The following is a 14703-nucleotide window of genomic DNA, read 5'->3' on the forward strand; positions in this document are numbered from 1 at the left end:
CACTTCTCTCATGCGGCAGGCATGCAGCTTCACGTCTTATTAACGCCGTCGCTCGGGTGGCGACGGTCGCGCGGATGGCAACTACTTGGCGAACAACTGGCTCATGTCCTTGAACGCCTTGAACTCCAGCGCGTTGCCGCACGGGTCAAACAGGAACATGGTGGCTTGCTCGCCGACCTGGCCCTGAAAGCGGATGTAGGGTTCGATCACAAACCGGGTTTCACGCGCTCTGAGCCGATCGGCCAGGGCTTCCCATTGGTCCCAGTGCAGGATGATGCCGAAATGCGGGACCGGTACGTCATGACCATCGACAGGGTTGGAGTGCACCGATGCCTGGGATTCCGTCTTGGGGTGTTCGTGGATGACCAACTGGTGCCCGTAAAAGTCGAAATCGACCCATTGCGCGCTGGAGCGACCTTCGCGAAGGCCAAACACGTCGCCGTAGAAGTGGCGGGCGGCGGCGAGGTCGTAGACGGGAATAGCAAGATGAAAGGGCGAAAGGCTCACGGTGGCTACCTGCGGGTTCTGTTATTCAGAACTCGATTCTTCACCAGAAAGACCGAGCGATAAAGCGCATATCTTTCGTCCTGAGCCTCAGTTTTTTCGATGCTCGCGCCCTACTTCGGCGCACCGAGCACTTCCATGATGCACGCCCTGAATAACGCGAAGAGCGGCAGTTGGCGCTGGGTGTACTTGGTGAGCAAGACGATTTCGCGATGGAAGGTCAGGCCGTCCAATCGCAAAACCCGCACGTCGCTGCCGTGTTCCAGCCACAAGCCGGCCAGTGGCACCAGGGACACGCCGAGGCCGCTGCGGACCATCTTGACGATGGCGTCCAACTCATCAAGCTCAAGCGCCTGCTGCGTCTGGATCTTTTGTTCCTTGAGAAACTGCGTGACCTGGCGGCCACCGAACGAGCCCCGGTCGTATCGCACAAACGGCTGCTCGCGCAGGATCTGCAGCGGGTCATCGCCCGGCACGTCCTTGGCGGTGATGAGCACAAAAGGCTCGCGGGCGATGACCTCGACATTCAGGTCCTTTGGCAGGTTGAACGGCGGGTGAATCATGATCGCCAGGTCCAGTTCACCGGCATCGACCTGGCTGAGCAGGTTCAGCGAAACCCCGGGCACCAGTTTGACTTCAATAAACGGCGCCCGCTGTTTGAGGGCCACCAGCGCCTTGGGCAGGATGCCGGTCTGCACACTGCCGATGGCGCCGATGCGCAACGAACCGTGGAAGTTGTTGGCCCTGTCGGGGGTGCCCATGCGCGAGAAAATATCGAGGATTTCCTCCGCCAGCGGCACCGCGCGCTGCCCGGCCGAGTTGAGGGTGGCCGAGCGGCCGGTGCGGTCGAACAGCTTCACCCCCAGCGCGTCTTCAAGGTGCTTGATCTGCGCGCTCACGGCCGATTGCGTCAGCCCCACCTGCTGACCGGCAGCGGCAAAAGTGCCGCGCCGCGCGGCGCTGACGAAAGTCCTCAGTTCTCGAATCATGCCGCATACCTCACTGGTTCGCTCAGCAGCCGCTTAACGCCACCTGCGGCCGCTCGCCCGCAAAGAAGAAGGGACGCAACCGCACGCCCACGCTGTTACCGATAAACGCCGCCACCAACCATACCCAGCCATGCAGGCTGCCCGAAGCGATACCGCTGAAGTACGCGCCGATATTACAACCGTACGCCAGACGCGAACCGTAACCCAGCAGCAAGCCACCGATCACCGCCGCCACCAGTGACCGCGCGGGGATTTTCAGGCTGGGCGCAAAACGCCCGGCCAGGCCGGCCGCCAACAAAGCGCCGAGAACAATACCGATGTCCATCACGCTGGTGATGTCTTCCCACACCGGTGCGGCCAGGGCCTTGGCATTGCCCGGTACCTGCCAGAACGCCCAGCTGGCCACGTCTACACCCAAACCGCTGGCGACCTTGGCGCCCCACAGCGCGAACGCCGAGGTAATGCCCCACGGCCGCCCAGCCAGCGCCAGGGTGGCGTAATTGAGCAGCGCCAGGCCTATCGCGCCCCATACCAAGGGCCACGGCCCGCGCAGGAAACGGCGCAGGCCGGTGTGTTCGCTGGTCACGCCCTCTTCCAGTTGGCCATGACGGCCCTTCTCCAGGCGCACGGTGACGGCTGCAATGATCGCGAACACCGCCAGGCTCAAGAGCAGCGCCGGTACAACGCCGAAGCTTTTGACGATGGACACCGCCGGGAATGCCGGCAGTGCAAACCACCAATCGACATGGTGGGTGGCGATCAACGAACCGCAAATGAAGAAGAACAACGTCACCAACATGCGCGCATTGCCGCCGCCCACAGTGAACAACGTGCCCGAGGCACAACCGCCGCCCAGCTGCATGCCGATGCCGAAGATGAACGCGCCAAACACCACCGACACGCCGGCCGGCGCCACCAGCCCGACCACCGGCTGACCCAACAGCGTGCCTGCCCCAAGCGCCGGGAAAAACAGCACGACCGCCACCGCCAGCATCACCATCTGCGCTCGCAAGCCGGCTCCACGCCGATCATTGATGAACACGCGCCAGGCGGAGGTAAAGCCAAAGGCGGCGTGATACAGGGTCAAACCCAGTGCCGCGCCGACCACCAGCAACAGCACCTGGCGTGAGCCGACACTGCTTTGCAGGAACACGGCGCCCGCCAACAGGATGATAAAAGCCACCAGCGGCGCGATAGGCTTGCGCGCAGGCGTGAGGGAAACAGAGGTGCTCATGGGGTATCTCGGTTTGTTTGAGAGTGTGCAATCGCCAGTGGACGAGTATAAGCCCAGCGCTACCCAATATTTGACCCCGCTCCAGCCATTAGCTCAAAGCGTGCCCTCGGGTTTCCTTCAGCACTGGACCTGTCCAGATCCTACGCGGCCCTGACACGCAAAGAACCAAGAACAAAGAGCGCGGAGCATACGCATGCGAACCCAAAATTATCGATTATCAGAGATAACGCGAAATTCTGCAGATACCGAGTGCGCCAGAGCTTCAGCCCCCAGCAACAACGTATGCAATTGAAGCTCACCTATGGTGGGCGTGCCCGTAGGATTAAACTTACTCTTCAACGCATGTGGCTGAACAATAACAACTTGATAATCACAATCCTGCTTAATACCACTAAGAGCGTTATAAAAGTCTGTCTTTACTGAACCGTTACTCCTCAGACCTACGCGCCAAGCCTCGTCCCAAACGCGATTCGTAGAGGCGATCAAAACAGACTTGATACTATCAACGATAGAGCCCGCAGAGATCCTTTTCAGATTTTTAATCGCTTGCGCTGTGACAAGTTCATAGGCACCCGGTGAGATCAAGCGAGTAAGGGAGTCATTATTCGCCCCCTTGACATGGATAATTGATACTTTAGGCGTGCCGGAAGCCGGCTTATACACATGAATGAAGTCTGCTACTTCTTTAGACCTGTCATCACAATACAACCAGCAACAACCGGGCGTTGGCTGCTCCAGCTTCATAAGCCCCAGTCCTTCTTTAGCCACCCATTTGAACAAGCTGACATCGTTCAAATCGTAAATATTGTCGAGTGGGGGTGGCGCGCCCGGAGGCTTTTCCATTTTCACATTATAATTAAACCCAAGAGGGGCAAAATCTAAAAACTCTATTCCGAACTTTCTATGAACTACGGCGGGCAGACATAACGTGGCGCACACCACTGAGTGCCCGCAGTCATAAAGCAGTCGCATCACTTCAGCATCGTGCTCCACTCCCGCTATCCAATCGATAAACTCTGAAGATACCTGGCGCGGTGACGCCTTGAAAGTAACTTTACGATTTTTCATACCGAGTGCCAGGTCAAAAACCTGAGACGTACCTGTAGCCGTTGCGGTGACTTCAACTTGCACATCCTTTGCCAACGGCTGCGTGGATGTCAAGTTCATTTCATAGGTGTCGCGTAACTCAACTATTCTTTTCCCCTTCGTTCGTCCCTTTATAGTTTCTGGATCGGCCCATTCAATCAAATAGGCTCGGCCGACCCGGCTAAAATCAGGCGCACTGCTCGCCAGCCCAGAATGAACAGAAGTACTTTTTGGTTTCTGCTGATCGGAAGCATTTAATGTAGTTAACAAGCCATAGGCAGCATCTGAAAAGTCTGACCAGTTTTTTTCGGACCGAACCAAACACCACTTCTTTTCAAACTCACACCGGCGATATTGGATCGAACGGCCCCGGCGATAAAGGTATTATCCCCGAACGTATCTATCGCATCCCCCAAGGACTCTCCGCTGAGCACCTTGCTGTTTGGTTTCACTGACACATTCCGATGAATGCCTCCCAACCACAGGGTACGCAATGATTTCCCGTTAATATAAGCGTTAATCAATACAGCCTCATCCACGGGCTTGAGTGAAGGAATTTCATCGAGCATGAGCGCCTCATGCACGGTGGACTTAAGGTCACTATCACTTACATAAAGTGCCACATAATCCTCGACAAGAAAAACAGCAAAAAAATGATTAAGCTCGTCTTCGACTCTATTCCCACCCGCCCAATTTACCTGCCGCTTTTCAATTAAATGAAATGCACTCGCCTTCAGCAAATTGCTATTGGCTTTTATTGTCAGCTTTTTTGAATCACGCCAGCCTCCGACGGGCTTAATAACCTCCAACACCGCGTTTTCGATTTCAGCTATTTTTGTTCGTCGCCCCGCCAAACGCGCGACAATAAAGCTTGCAAAGGGCGACACACTGCCTGCCGAAGTTATCTTGCTTTTTGAATTCATAGTTCACGCTTCCTTTCGCTCAATCTGTACCAGAATATGCGAGTCCTTTATACGAACGGGACGGTCCATATACCCAGATAACCAATGGGGCTGATACCCCGCGCTCACCGAGATAAAGGATGCACTTGAATCACTCACCGTTACGCTACAGGAAAGAGGAAAGAGGAAAGAAATCAAATGCCCCCTAGCCTCTCACCGTGATCAATAATCCTCCCTGAATATTTAGCTAAATTCGACCTGTGACGCTTGCGTTTCATAAAGGTATTTCTGACGCAACGCAGCGACCTGAATAACAGCGGGGATGGTCACTCTATAGGCGGGGCTGGCGATATCGATGGCCGTCCATGCACCGGTGATAACCCATCCAATAGGGCCTGTCAACACGGCCATAGTCCGGGTCAAGGCAACGTTGCCCGCCAAACTCAGCCCACGCCCGATCAACGCTTTGAGAATCGCGTTAACGATAATCAGCGTTAATTGATAGGATTTAAATCCTCCTGCTTTGAAGACAGCCTGGAATACCCCAAGCATCGCTTCGGAAGTGAGTAATCCAACGTTCTTCACGCCTACTGCGTCTGCCAACTCTTTCAATTCGGCCGGCGTCATTTTTTCAACCGCATCCGTGAGGATTTTCATCAGCAGGTTTTGCTCGATTTTCTCAACACTAGAACTACTGTTGTAGTTAACCCTCATTTTGTCGCAAACGTCTTGGAGCACCTCTTTATAAAGGACGCCTTTCCCACCCCTAAGCATCGTTGCGAATGTATTACCGCCAAAGCACTGAATTTCGGCAGCGACCGATTCCCAATAACGTCGGTGATCCGGGAACCAGGCTTTGTACATGTCATTGGTCGTCAGCTCTTCCGTCAGCCTGACACTCCCGTCTTTATCGTGGACGAGGCAATAGACCAAATCGTTCATCGACTCCGAGTCAAGTTTTGAAAGAAACTCAAGGTCGCTATCGTCTCTGTAGGCCATCACTGGCTCCTTTTCCTATTGGCTGGGTAAATATTTCAAGACGCAAAAATATCATTTTGCCACTATTCAAGGAACACTGAGCAGGGAATTATTCATCGCCTAAAATCAATACAGCAAAACTGTAAAGCTTTGCTGTGGGCATGCTACCGTTCTGAGATGAGCAAATACTCTCCTATCTCCAGCACCCACTCCTGCGCCACCCTGGCCGCCGAACTGCGCATCTCACTGGGCAAGCTGATCCGCCGCCTGCGCGAACAGACTCACCCCGATGATTTCACCACCGCGCAAAAGTCGGTGTTGCTGCGCCTGGACCGTGATGGCCCGACGACCGTGTCCGCCCTCGCCCGCGCTGAAAGTGTGCGGCCGCAGTCGATGCGCATCACCGTGGCCGGGCTTGAGGCAATGCAAGCCGTCAGCGGCAAGCCGGACCCATCCGATGGCCGGCAGACGCTGATCGAACTGACGCCCGCCTTGCGCAAACACCTGACCCAAAGCCGCGCCGCCAAAGACGATTGGCTGCTGCACGCGCTGCAGGAACAACTGTCGCCCCAGGAACAACACGAACTCGCCGCTGCGGTGAAACTGCTGGAGCGCCTAGCCGACTTTTGAATCACCCGATTGAGGAAATAGCATGGCTGTCACCTCGCTGGATGCAACAACCGCCCTGATCATCGTGGACCTGCAACACGGCATCGTTGGCTACCCTTTTATCCATCCCATTGGCGAGGTGATAGAGCGGTCGCGTGCACTGCTCGACGCCTTTCGCGAACGCGGGCTGCCGGTGGTGCTGGTGAATGTCAGCGGCTTTGCGCCGGGACGCACCGAGCGGCCGCGTCGCATCACTGACCTGCCACCCGATTGGGCTGATCTGATTGCGCAACTCGGCCACCAGCCCAGCGACATTCTGGTGACCAAACGCAGCTGGGGCGCCTTCGCCAACACGGACCTTGAGGCGCAGTTGAAGGCGCTCAATGTCACCCAAGTGGTGATCACAGGTGTCGTCACCGGCACCGGCGTCGAAGCCACCGCGCGGCAGGCCTACGAATTCGGCTTCAACGTGACCCTGGCCATCGATGCCATGACCGACGTCAGCCCCGAGGCCCATGCCTACAGCCTGCAGCACGTGTTCCCCAAGCTGGGCGAATCGGGCACGGCGCAAGCCATCATCGAGTTGCTCGACAACCGGGGGAACTGAAGCCGTCATGAGTTTCCTCGGCACGTTCCGTTCCCTGCGCAGCCCCAACTACCGCATCTGGGCCGCCGGCGCGCTGGTGTCCAACGTCGGCACCTGGATGCAACGCACCGCCCAGGACTGGCTGGTGCTGACTCAGCTCACGCCGCACAACGCCGCCGCGGTGGGTATCGTGATGGCGCTGCAGTTCGGGCCGCAGTTGTTGTTGCTGCCGTGGACCGGGTTTGCTGCCGATCACTACGACCAGCGCAAGCTGTTGATCTTCACTCAGGCGGTGATGGGCTTGCTGGCGCTGACGCTGGGCGTGTTCACCATCACAGGCTTCGTGCAGCTGTGGCATGTGTACGTGTTCGCGTTTTTATCCGGCTGCGCCTCGGCATTCGATGCGCCGGTGCGGCAGATTTTCGTCGCAGAACTGGTGGGCGAGAAGGACTTGTCGAATGCCATCGCGCTCAACTCCACCTCGTTCAACATGGCGCGCATGATCGGCCCGGCCGTGGCCGGCGTGACCATCGCGTCGGTGGGCACCGGCTGGGCGTTCCTGCTCAATGGCTCGAGCTTTTTTGCGGTGCTGGCGTCGCTGTTTTTCCTGCGCGTCTCAAGTCAACACACCAAGGTGCGCGCGCTGCGTACCAAAGGCAGCCTTACCGAAGGCATGCGTTACGTGTGGGCGCGGCCGGACTTGAAAGCCATCCTGCTGATGCTGTTTCTGATCGGCACCTTCGGCATGAACTTCCCGATTTTCATCTCGACCATGGCCGTCACGGTGTTCCACGCTGACGCGCGCGGCTACGGGCTGCTGACCTCGACCCTGGCCATCGGCACCATCGCCGGTGCGCTGATTGCCGCGGGCAGCGAACGCCCCCGGTTCAAGTCTTTGCTGACCGGTGCGGCAGTGTTTGGATTTGGCTGCGTGCTGGCAGCCCTGGCGCCCAATTACTGGACGTTTGCGATTGCGCTGGTGGTCATCGGCGTGGGCGCCATGACCTTCAGCAACACCACCAACAGCTTGATGCAACTCACCACCGAACCCGCGATGCGCGGCCGGGTGATCGCACTGCGCGTCGCCGTCGCCCTGGGCGGCACGCCAATTGGCGCGCCCATCGTCGGTTGGGTCGCCGACCACTTGGGCCCGCGCTGGGCGCTGGTGGTCGGCGCGGTGTCAGGCATCCTGGCGGTGGGCGTGGCGCTCTACACAATCAAGCGCCAGCTGGATCGGCCGCAGGTGATCACGTCCGGCCCACCGACCCCGTGACCGGCAGATTGCCCAGCAGCTTCAGCCCGGTACTCTTCACAAACGTTTCGTAGTCCATCGGCTTCTGGATGCGCGTTTCAGCGTTGGGCAGCACATAGGCCCAGGCGCGTTTCGACGAGGCGTCGTACACCAACTTGAACAGGCGCGTCGGCACCCAGACCTTGTTGTCGCCGATGGTGCTGTAGCCCGCGTCGAACAACGGGCCGGTGAACACAAACACATCGCCGCCGGCACGCACGGCAAACTTGCGCACATCCGCCTCGACCTTGCTCCAGATCTTGCGGTTGTTGGTGGGGTCTTGCGGCACCATGTTCGACAGCGCGAAGGATTGCGCCATGGCATTCGCGCTCGGCGCGTCGGCCGCCGGAGACTGATGACCACGGTCCACGGCCGGGTGCTGGCTGCGGTAGTCGCTCAACTCGGCGCGAGCGCCTTTGGGGATGCGCGGGTCTGCGTAGAACTGGTTGGTGCGTTCCTCGCCTTTGGCGTCCTTGAGCTGGGCGGCGTTCAAGCGCTCGACCACCACCAGCGGCGTCTTGCTCGTTTGCGAGTAGAGCACCGCAAAGCTATCGGAACACAACGCCATGGGTTTCATGGTGCTGGGCACGGTGGCGGTGTTGATCGGTGTGGCACCAGGGAACAGATCGGCGCAGCTGGCGAACGAGGGCTGCTGTTGCTTGCTGGAATAAAGGTCGAGGGCCGCGCGCTGGCTGGTCGAGCCTGCGCGTGAGGTGTGTTCCTGGGCGGGTGGCTTGATAAGGTCGAGCAAACCACGGGCATCTGCCCCGGTGGAAAGCAAAACAAGGGCTGACAGCCCGACTGCAATTTTGCGCAGGTGCATGCATGACTTCTTTGAAAGGGAGTAAGGCGGCAGGCTCCGCTGGCGGAGCCAAGTGGATGATCTTGCGAGGTTTATTGACCCTCGAAAGGCATTTTAGTGCGGCCGCTTCACGCGCTTTATCGCGTCAATGTTGAATCATCGGTACAGGTAATGCGAAGGCCACCACGTAGTCGCCTTTGAGCGTGGTGGCCGAGTTGCCACCGGCGCTGATGACCAGGAACTGGCGGCCGGTCTTCGGCGAACTATACGTCATGGGTGTTGCTTCTGCGCCCACCGGCAAACGACCTTTCCACAGTTCATGGCCGGTGCGTACATCAAAGGCGCGCAGGTAGAAGTCCTGGGTGCCGGCCATGAAGACCAGGCCAGTGGCGGTCGTCACCGGGCCGCCGCGCGTTGGCATGCCGATGGGCATGGGCAGATGGGTGGCGAGCCCCAGCGGCCCGGTTTGCTCGGTGGTGCCCAGGGGCATTGACCAGAGCACTTTGCGCGTGGCCAGGTCGACCGCGCTGAGGGTTCCGTAAGGCGGCGCCTGGCATGGGATGCCCAGCGGTGACAGAAAGCGTCCTTGCTCAATGCCCCACGGCGTACCCGCCTGGGGTGCATTGCCTTCGTGCCCGCCGCCGCTGAGCGCTTTTTGATCGTAGACGGCACGCGGGATCATCCGGCTCCAGGTCGCCACGCGCGTGTCGTTGACGATCAGGTAGCCGAGGTTTTCGGCAATCGACACAGAGCCCCAGTTCATGCCGCCCAGCCAACTCGGGTATTGCAGGGTCAGGCGCTCGCTGGGCGGTGTGAACTCACCCTCGTAACGCGCCCGGCGAAATTGAATGCGGCACATCAACTGATCCAACGGCGTGAGCCCCCACATGCGTTTTTCGCTCAACGGCTGCGTGCCAATCGAAGGCATGCCGACCGAGTACGGCTGGGTCGGCGACGTCCGGTCATCAGCCACACCACCTTGCGGGACGGGTTGTTCCTGCACCTGCGCAATCGGGCGACCCGTGCGTCGGTCAAGCATGAAGATCTGCCCGCGCTTGGTGGTCTGGATCAACGCCGGGAGCGTTCCGCCGTTGCCATCCGGCACGTCGTACAGCGCGGGCTGCGACGGGACGTCGTAATCCCACACGTCGTGGTGCACCGTCTGGAAATGCCAGCGTTCTCGGCCGGTGGCAATGTCGAGGGCAACGATAGAGGAGGAATAGCGGTCGTCGGCGTCGGTGCGATGGCCGCCCCAAAAGTCTGGCGTGGCGTTGCCCGTGGGAAGATAAATCAAGCCCAGTGCCTCATCGAACGCAGGCGTCGACCACACGTTCGGCGTGCCCGCCGTGTAGGTGTGGCCCTCGGGTGGCTCACGGGTAATCGCCGGGTTGCCCAAGTCCCAGGCCCACACCAGTGCGCCCGTACGCACGTTGAAGGCGCGCACCACACCGGAGGGCTCGCCAGTCTTCTGGTTGTCCCAGACCAGCCCGCCGACAACGACAAGATCACGCACCACGGTGGGCGCGGCGGTGGGGAAATAAAGCGCCTGATCGGCGCTGCCCATGCCGCTGTGCAAGCTGACGCTGCCCGCGTCGCCGAACCCTGCGCACGCTTGCCCCGTGTGCGCGTCCACGGCAATCAAGCGCGCATCCACGGTGGTTGCAATGATCCGCCGCGTGCACGCTTGGCCCGTTGAGGTTGAAGCCTCAGGCGCGGCGTAATACCCCACGCCTCGGCAGCGCGGGTAGACATTGTTCGCCTGCACGTGTGGGTCGTGGTGCCAGATTTCCTGACCAGTGTCGGCATCCAGCGCGAACAATTGGCTGGACTGTGTGCAGCCATACAGCACGCCGTCCACATGCAGCGGCGTGACCACATGCCCCTGGCTGCCGCGGGGAATTTCGCCGGTGCGGTAGGTCCAGGCCACTTGCAGCCCGGCAACATTTTGCGGGGTGATTGCTTCGAGCCGCGCATGTCGGGTTCCCGAGGGGCTTTGGCCGAAGTAGCGCCAGTCGGTCGCCGGCTCCACGTTGCCGACGGCCTTTCCGGCTACCGGCGCCGGCGCGCCCGTAGCCGTTTGAATAGGCTGTGGCTGCAGGGCCAGGTAGAGCGTGGCCGCCAGGCAGAGGCTCACGAGCGCAGCCCCCGCGTAGGCGGCCGGTCGAGCCTTGACGCGCAGCTGCGCAGTGGCAAGCAGCACCGGCACCGCCAGCACCCCAAACGCCATCAAGCGGGAAAACAGCGGCCAGAAATCCAGGCCAACCTCCCACAATGACCACGCGACGGTGGCGGCTGATACGCCCAGGTAAATCACCACGCCTTGCAGGCGGCGGCGCATCAACAACACCCCGCTGGCAGACAGGCCAAGGCCCGCGAGCGCGAAGTACCAGGAACCCCCGAGGGCGATCAGATAGCCGCCACCGCCCAACAGGCACGCACCTGCCAGCGCGAGCATGAGGCCGAGCCCGATGAGCATGAGCGCAGCTGTTTTGGAAGAGGCTGATGGCGGCATCGGCTCGGTACTCCTTGTGGGTAATGTCGGGCGCGGCTTGCGTGGCGTAACGCCGGTGCTAGCGCATGACAAAACCCCCGTCCACCGAAATGGACTGGCCTGTGACATAGCTGGAGGTCGAGCTGCTGAGCCAGAGCACGGCGTCGGCGATTTCTTCCGGGCGACCGTGACGCCCCATCGGTATGCTTTTGACCATGCCCGCCAGCGCGTCGCCCTGGCCGGCGGCAACCATCTGGTCAGCCATTGGCGTCCAGATCAATCCGGGGCATACCGCGTTGATGCGGATGTTTCGGGTGGCGTATTCAAGCGCCGCACTTTTGGTCAGCCCGATCACGCCATGCTTGGCCGCGTGGTAATTGGCGCGCTGCGCCCCGCCGACCAGACCGCCCAGAGAGGAACAGTTGACGATGGTGCCGCTGCCCTGGCGACGCATGTGCTCAAGCTCGAACTTCATGCAGCTCCAGACGCCTCGCAGGTTGACCGACATGACCCGGTCGTAATCCTCAACGCTCGCATCGGCGGTTTCTGCCAGTACGTTCTGGATGCCGGCGTTATTGAATGCCGCATCAAGTCGGCCAAACGTCGCGACGGTTTCCTTGACCATGGCCTGTACTTGGTCAATGTCGCAGACGTCGCAGCCAAGACCAATCGCTTGATAACCGGCGGCCACCAACGCCTCGGCGGCCGCGCGTGCAGCCTGCGCGTTGACGTCGACAATCGCCACGGCTGCACCGGCGTGCGCGAATGCGTTGGCGGTCGCCAGACCAATGCCGGACGCCGCGCCGGTGACCAGCGCAACCTGATGCTGGAATGAAAAACTCATGGGTATCTCCTCGCTCAAACGTAGCGTCACGCTAAGTGACGCAGCAGAGGATGAATACCGGGTGAAATCGGGATGTACTGATGAGCGCTGCTCAGCAATCACCGAGCGGCTGCACTTCCCGGATCAGGTCGATCAAAAGCCTCAGCCCCATCGGCAATTGCCGATGGCTGGCGTAATACATATGAAACCCGGGGCCCATGCTGGCCCAATCGTCGAGCACGCGCACCGCCTCCCCGCGCGCCACCAAAGGGGCCATGGCCGGTTCCGGCGCATACATCAGGCCAGCGCCCTGGCGCATCAGCGACAGGCCGACGCGCGTTTCATCCAGGGTGATGGCGCCTGGCACTGCAATCGCCAGGTGCTCGCCGCCTTTTTCGAACTCCCAGTCGTACAGGCAACCGTTGCCCAGACGGATGCGCAGGCAGCGATGGTCGAGCAAGTCATGGGGATGGCGAGGCACGCCAAACTGCTGCAGATAACTCGCCGAACCGGCCACCACCCAACGGATATCCGCGGACAACCGCTGAGCGATCATGTCTTCCGGCACCGTCCCGCCGTAGCGGATGCCCGCATCATGCCCTGCGCCAATGACGTCGACGAGCTGGTTGGTCACGGTCAGGTCGATCTGGATGTCCGGATAGCGCGCGTTAAACAATGGCAACACCGGGCCCAGTAGCAGGTCGGCGGCATCGCTGAGCAGGTTCAGGCGGATGCGCCCGGTGGGCTCGTCACGAAAACGATTGAGCGCTTCGACCGCCTGGCTGATGTCGTCCATGGGCTGACTGATGACGCTGTGCAACTCCTCGCCCGCAGCGGTCAACGTGACGCTGCGGGTGGTGCGGTTCAACAGGCGCACGCCGAGGCGGGTTTCCAGACCTTTGATGGCATGGCTCAGCGCCGACGCACTGATGCCCACCTCCAGGCCCGCGCGGCTGAAACTCTGGTGCCGGGCAATGGCCAGGAAGAGCACGAAGTCGGCAAGGTTGGCGCGGCTGATCTGCATGGCGAGGTCCTGGGCGGTAGTGACGACTGGCCGGAGTTTACCCCGTTACTCAGCAAGATTAATGAGCGTCACTCAGCAACCATGTCAATGCCCCGCCACGGCGGGCTTGCCCGCCCCGCGCGCGCCAGGCTTGAACGCATGGGTGCGTGCGCGCCAGGCAATCGCAAACGACAGCGCTATCAACAGCGCCATTGCCCAGGGAAATGAGGCTACGCCCCAGGTATCGAGCAGTACGCCGCCCACCACGCCACTGCCGGCAATCGCGCTGTTCCATGCCACCACGTTCAGCGACAGCGCCACGTCTGCGCCGTCACCCGCCGCGTCCGCGAGGGCTGTTTGCAGCAAGGTCGCCGCGCCGCCAAAACTCAAACCCCACACCGCCACGCCGAGGTAAATCACCTGCGGCATATTGCCCACAAAACCGAACACCACGCTCACGGCCGCAAACGTCGCCAGGCTGACCAGCACGGTACGGCGCAACAGCGGCTCGACCAACTTGGCCGTCAGCCAGATCCCCGCCAATGCAGCACTTCCGAACACCAGCAGCACCACATCCACGCGGTCGCCCAAGCCGGCGGGCGCCACGAACGGGGCGATATAGGTGTACAGAATGTTGTGCGCCAGCATCCAACTGATCACCACCGCCAGCACGGGCCGCACACCGGGCGTGGTCAGCACCTTGGCCAGCGACACACGCTGGTGCGCGGCCTGGGGCGGATAGTCCGGGACTTTTACCAGCACCCACACAATCAACATCAGCGTCAGCGCCGACATGAGGCCGAACGTGGTACGCCAGCCCACCAGCCCGCCCAGCCACGTGCCCAGCGGTACGCCCAACGACAGCGCAATCGGCGTGCCGACCATCGCCAAGGCCAGCGCCCTGCCCTGTTGATGCGGCGCGACCATGCGGCGGGCGTAACCGGCCAGCAGGCTCCAGGCCAACCCTGCCGCCACGCCGGCGAAGAAGCGCGCCACCAGGGTCACGCCATAGTGCGACGACAGCGCAGTGATGGAATTGAACAGCAAAAACCCGACGATGGTCAGCAACAGCACATTGCGCCGGCGCCAGCCGCGGGTGGCAATGGTCATGGGGATCACCGCCAGCACCGAACCCAGCGCGTAGGCGGTGACCATCTGCCCGGCCAGCGACGGCGAAATCGCCAGGCCCTCGCTGATCAACGGCAGCAGGCCGGCGGGCAGGGTTTCGGTAACGATGCAGATGAAGCCGGTCATGGCCAGCGCGAGCAATGCGCCGATGGGCAGGCGTTCGGACGAGGCGGATACGCTGAGTGAGGGTGTCACAGGCAACTCCTTAAAACTGAGGCGATTTAAATACTGATCGATACAGATGTTGCGTGCTGCGCGAGCGCGTTGTCAATGACTT

At 60.5% G+C, this 14703-nt stretch carries 14 protein-coding genes; 3 read left to right on the forward strand and 11 right to left on the reverse strand.

Annotated elements, in window-relative coordinates; all coding sequences use genetic code 11:
* Positions 1 to 81: 81 nt before the first annotated feature.
* From AACW30_RS10750 to AACW30_RS10775, 6 genes are all read right to left on the reverse strand, one after another.
* Positions 82 to 507: a VOC family protein gene (locus AACW30_RS10750; RefSeq protein WP_119742438.1), complete on the reverse strand. Its 426-nt coding sequence runs from the start codon at positions 505 to 507 to the stop codon at positions 82 to 84.
* A 110-nt stretch (positions 508 to 617) separates the two neighbouring features.
* The gene (locus AACW30_RS10755; protein ID WP_200624990.1) at positions 618 to 1493 is read right to left on the reverse strand and encodes a LysR family transcriptional regulator; all 876 of its coding nucleotides are present in this window, start codon (positions 1491 to 1493) and stop codon (positions 618 to 620) included.
* A 22-nt stretch (positions 1494 to 1515) separates the two neighbouring features.
* A complete protein-coding gene (locus AACW30_RS10760; protein ID WP_119742434.1) occupies positions 1516 to 2727 on the reverse strand; it encodes a YeeE/YedE family protein in 1212 nt (403 codons plus the stop codon).
* 207 nt (positions 2728 to 2934) lie between these two features.
* The gene (locus tag AACW30_RS10765) at positions 2935 to 4134 is read right to left on the reverse strand and encodes a hypothetical protein (protein WP_200624991.1); all 1200 of its coding nucleotides are present in this window, start codon (positions 4132 to 4134) and stop codon (positions 2935 to 2937) included.
* The gene (locus AACW30_RS10770) at positions 4077 to 4736 is read right to left on the reverse strand and encodes a hypothetical protein (RefSeq protein WP_200624992.1); all 660 of its coding nucleotides are present in this window, start codon (positions 4734 to 4736) and stop codon (positions 4077 to 4079) included. Before AACW30_RS10770 ends, AACW30_RS10765 begins: the two co-directional genes overlap by 58 nt.
* A gap of 222 nt (positions 4737 to 4958) precedes the next feature.
* Positions 4959 to 5714: a DUF3944 domain-containing protein gene (locus tag AACW30_RS10775; protein WP_200624993.1), complete on the reverse strand. Its 756-nt coding sequence runs from the start codon at positions 5712 to 5714 to the stop codon at positions 4959 to 4961.
* A gap of 156 nt (positions 5715 to 5870) precedes the next feature.
* On the opposite strand from AACW30_RS10775, the gene AACW30_RS10780 reads away from it, so the two are divergent.
* Genes AACW30_RS10780 through AACW30_RS10790 form a run of 3 tightly spaced genes read left to right on the forward strand, consistent with a single transcriptional unit; the run spans position 5871 to position 8161 of the window.
* On the forward strand, positions 5871 to 6323 hold the full coding sequence (locus AACW30_RS10780; protein ID WP_200624994.1) for a MarR family winged helix-turn-helix transcriptional regulator: 453 nt from the start codon (positions 5871 to 5873) through the stop codon (positions 6321 to 6323).
* Between the two features lie 22 nt (positions 6324 to 6345).
* Positions 6346 to 6909 carry an isochorismatase family protein gene (locus AACW30_RS10785; RefSeq protein ID WP_200624995.1) on the forward strand — a complete coding sequence of 188 codons (564 nt, stop codon included), beginning with the start codon at positions 6346 to 6348 and terminating at the stop codon, positions 6907 to 6909.
* A gap of 7 nt (positions 6910 to 6916) precedes the next feature.
* Complete coding sequence (locus AACW30_RS10790) at positions 6917 to 8161, forward strand: MFS transporter (protein WP_169367291.1); 1245 nt, start codon at positions 6917 to 6919, stop codon at positions 8159 to 8161.
* On the opposite strand, the gene AACW30_RS10795 is transcribed toward AACW30_RS10790, so the two are convergent.
* The 5 genes from AACW30_RS10795 to AACW30_RS10815 form a co-directional block, all read right to left on the reverse strand.
* On the reverse strand, positions 8136 to 9002 hold the full coding sequence (locus AACW30_RS10795; protein WP_106576574.1) for a DNA/RNA non-specific endonuclease: 867 nt from the start codon (positions 9000 to 9002) through the stop codon (positions 8136 to 8138). The genes AACW30_RS10790 and AACW30_RS10795 overlap by 26 nt on opposite strands.
* 124 nt (positions 9003 to 9126) lie before the next feature.
* The gene (locus AACW30_RS10800) at positions 9127 to 11493 is read right to left on the reverse strand and encodes a membrane-bound PQQ-dependent dehydrogenase, glucose/quinate/shikimate family (RefSeq protein ID WP_200624996.1); all 2367 of its coding nucleotides are present in this window, start codon (positions 11491 to 11493) and stop codon (positions 9127 to 9129) included.
* 58 nt (positions 11494 to 11551) lie between these two features.
* The gene (locus AACW30_RS10805) at positions 11552 to 12316 is read right to left on the reverse strand and encodes an SDR family NAD(P)-dependent oxidoreductase (protein WP_106576573.1); all 765 of its coding nucleotides are present in this window, start codon (positions 12314 to 12316) and stop codon (positions 11552 to 11554) included.
* A gap of 91 nt (positions 12317 to 12407) precedes the next feature.
* Positions 12408 to 13319: a LysR family transcriptional regulator gene (locus AACW30_RS10810; RefSeq protein WP_124418106.1), complete on the reverse strand. Its 912-nt coding sequence runs from the start codon at positions 13317 to 13319 to the stop codon at positions 12408 to 12410.
* Between the two features lie 84 nt (positions 13320 to 13403).
* A complete protein-coding gene (locus AACW30_RS10815; RefSeq protein WP_169367294.1) occupies positions 13404 to 14621 on the reverse strand; it encodes an MFS transporter in 1218 nt (405 codons plus the stop codon).
* Between the last annotated feature and the right edge of the window lie 82 nt (positions 14622 to 14703).

The sequence above is a fragment of the Pseudomonas sp. MF6747 genome (genome assembly GCF_963890955.1).
In the GTDB taxonomy this organism is placed as follows: domain Bacteria; phylum Pseudomonadota; class Gammaproteobacteria; order Pseudomonadales; family Pseudomonadaceae; genus Aquipseudomonas.